4 protein-coding genes are annotated in these 3,031 nt (G+C 50.4%); all 4 read left to right on the top strand.

Features of this window, described 5'->3' with window-relative positions; translation table 11 throughout:
• Positions 1-58 precede the first annotated feature (58 nt).
• The 4 genes from ABW391_RS27220 (at position 59) to ABW391_RS27205 (ending at position 2,970) form a co-directional block, all read left to right on the top strand.
• Positions 59-628, top strand: a complete 570-nt coding sequence (locus ABW391_RS27220) for a hypothetical protein (protein ID WP_353485064.1) — start codon at positions 59-61, stop codon at positions 626-628.
• 35 nt (positions 629-663) lie between these two features.
• Entirely contained in the window at positions 664-1,734 is a 1,071-nt protein-coding gene (locus ABW391_RS27215; protein WP_353485063.1) for an amidohydrolase family protein, read from the top strand.
• Complete coding sequence (locus ABW391_RS27210) at positions 1,731-2,084, top strand: Rieske (2Fe-2S) protein (RefSeq protein WP_353485062.1); 354 nt, start codon at positions 1,731-1,733, stop codon at positions 2,082-2,084. The genes ABW391_RS27215 and ABW391_RS27210 overlap by 4 nt, the downstream gene beginning before the upstream one ends.
• A 220-nt stretch (positions 2,085-2,304) precedes the next feature.
• Positions 2,305-2,970, top strand: a complete 666-nt coding sequence (locus ABW391_RS27205; protein WP_353485061.1) for an LbetaH domain-containing protein — start codon at positions 2,305-2,307, stop codon at positions 2,968-2,970.
• Positions 2,971-3,031: the final 61 nt, after the last annotated feature.

The following is a 3,031-nucleotide window of genomic DNA, read 5'->3' as shown; positions in this document are numbered from 1 at the left end:
TTCATTTTCATGTTGCATGCTTTTAGTATATTTGTAGCTCTCAAGCACTTGGAAAAGCATGGCACGCAACCGTTTACTTGATGCTTTCAACGAAGCCCGCAGCATCTCCAGGCAGGAAATGCCCGAGGCGGAAAGCATGCAAAAATACCTGGACATCATCATACCGCAGGTCAAGCAATGGGGCGAAGACCTGCGTGAGGAGCGCTTTTATGTAGGCAAATCCTGGATGGAATTTCGCGACGACGATGGCTTTCACGACCAGGTACTTCACTTTTTCAATGATGGCGGAGAGTACATGCGCATCGAAAACGGCGATGTGAGCAACGGCAGTTGGAAACTGATGGATACCCCCAATCGGATGATCATTGATTACGAAAGCACCGAAATGTATGAGTTGTCCTTCATGAATGAAAACTTTTTCATCATGCAAAAACATGGTGATCAGGTGCGATTGGGCAATGATAAATACTTCGTCATGGTACACGAAAAGATCGGCAAAAAGCTACAATGGCCCGACGCGATGGAGGTTTTGTACCGCACCAAATATGAGCACAGCCGTTTTTATCAAACCCTCACGGTGATTGTGATAGTCATCATCATCATTGTCCTGATCTATTCCCTGGTATAAGTTGGAATGATATACGCCACTAAAGTACTGTACGCATGCCTAAAGCTCAAGCCATCATCGATTGTGACGTTCACAACACCTACCGCTCCCAAACCGAGTTGTATCCTTACCTGGCCGAGCCTTGGCTGACCCGCCTCAAGGAAAAGGGTTTTGGCTATCCCCTCGAAACTTTCTATAGCAATGTTCATGCCAAGCGTCTGGATGCCAAGCCTGAAAACGGCCCAGCAGGTTCCGATTACGGCCTGATGAAAACCCAGTTGCTGGATAAATTGCCCATCGATTATGTGGTACTGACGGGAGAAGGCATTTCTGGCCTCTCGTACATGCCCGATGCCGAATACCCTGCCGCTTTGGCCAGCGCTTACAATCAGTACCTGGTAGAAGAATGGCTCAGCAAAGATGAGCGTTTTTTGGGTTCGTTGCATTTGGCCATCCAGCACCCTGAAGCGGCGGCAGCCGAGATTTACCGCTGGGGTTCGCATCCCAAAGTGGTGCAAGTGAGCATTCCTGCCGCCACTACCCTACCCCTGGCACATCCGTTTTATCGACCGATTTTGCGGGCAGCAGCCGAAATGGATTTGGTAGTGGCTTTGCATTTTCGGCAACCCGGCCCCAGTGCGCCTGATATGACGCCAGTAGGCATGCCTTTCAATTACCTGGATTACCATACTCTGGTCAGTTTGCCCTACCAGGCGCAACTGGTAATGCTGGTTTCTTCAGGTGTGTTCGAGGAATTGCCCAATTTGAAAGTCATGATGATGGAAGGCGGATTCATTTGGGCCATTCACCTGATGTGGCGTTTTGACAAAGATTACAAAGCCTTGCACCGCCTGGCTCCGGCTCTGCGCAAGCTTCCTTCCGAATACATTTTGCAGCATTTTATGTTTGGCGTACAGCCCATTTACGAGCCGCGCGAAGCCAGTAAATTGCAGGACGTAATCGAAGCAGGAGGATTGCAACACAACCTGGTATTTGGCAGCGACTACCCGCATTGGGATGCCGACGAGCCAGATTTTATCCGCCGCTACTTGCCAACAGCCTGGGACTCGGGCATTTTTTACGACAATGCAGCGTCCTGGTTCAAATCCTTCAAACACCCAGCATGAAAACGCGGCACTACTTTGGCGCATTGGACGCCTTGCAAGAAGGGCAATTCAGCATCCGGGAATTGGGCAATCGCTCGGTTGGTGCTACGCTGCATCAGGGTAAGCCGGTGGTGATGCTCAATTTTTGTCCACACGCTGGCGCTCCGATTTGTAGGGGAAAAATCACCGCCTCACAATACACCGATGCCGAATACCAACTGCATCTCGATGCCGAGCATCCAGTACTGCGCTGCCCCTGGCATGGCTGGGAATTCAGCCTGGAAAGTGGTGGTCTTCATTTTGAGTCCCGCCTTCGCCTCGCTTTCCTGGAATACGAATTGGATGGAACTGATTTATTCGTCTGGATTTAGACTTAGTATCTCACATTACGCAGTAGCAGCGAAGCTGCTCTAATTTTTCCACCACCTTAGGCACCAAGATACCTAAGAGTCACCTTAGAATCCAAACTGTATTGCCTCAGGTGACTCTTAGGTATCTGAAGTGCCTTAAGTGGTGGAAAATCAAAGCAGCGAAGCTGCCTGCGTAATGTGAGTTAGTATGACGCAAAAAATCTCAAAACCCTAAAACCGCATGTCAAAAAAAATCATCATCATCGGCGGCGCGGGCAAAGGCGCGCTTATTTCGCAAGTGGTTGAAGACAACCGTACCAATTTTGGCGATCTGGAATACGAAATCGCCGGTTACTGCAACGATTACGATCTGGGACAGATCATTCACGGCTACCCGGTACTGGGTACACTGGCCGATATTCCCCGTTTTATTGACGAAGGGTATTATTTTGCCTTCACCATCCACATGACCAACCGCAACTACCTCACCGAAGCGGTCTTTTTGCGCTGCAAGCTCCCCGATGAGCGCCTGCCCAACATCATCAGCAAACGCGCTTTTGTGGCGCCTACGGTGGAACTGGCTCCTGGTGCTTGTGTGATGCAGTTTGCTTCAATTTCTCAAAACGCCAAAGTCGGTCGCTGCACCATCGTGTCCACCCATACCCTGGTAGGTCACGATACCGTAATCGGCCCCTTGTGCCACATCACCGCCACTTGTGTGGTGGGATCGCGCATCACCATCGGCAAGGCGGTCACCATTGGCTTGCACGCTACCGTAATCGAGTTTTGCAACATTGGCGATTATGCACTGGTGGGCGCTTCAGCATTGGTACTCAAAGATGTGCCAGAGGGGCAGATATGGGCCGGACAACCCGCGAAGTATTTTCGGGAGGTGAGGAGGGATTGAATTATATCTCCCTTTTTCCTTGAGGGAGGCTTCGAGCCTCCCCCAAGGAATTGAAACCAGA

Source organism: Haliscomenobacter sp. (genome assembly GCF_040403615.1).
Classification (GTDB): Bacteria; Bacteroidota; Bacteroidia; order Chitinophagales; family Saprospiraceae; genus Haliscomenobacter.
The sequence above is the reverse complement of the archived record's forward strand: the minus strand, read 5'-3'. Positions and strand labels throughout refer to the sequence as shown.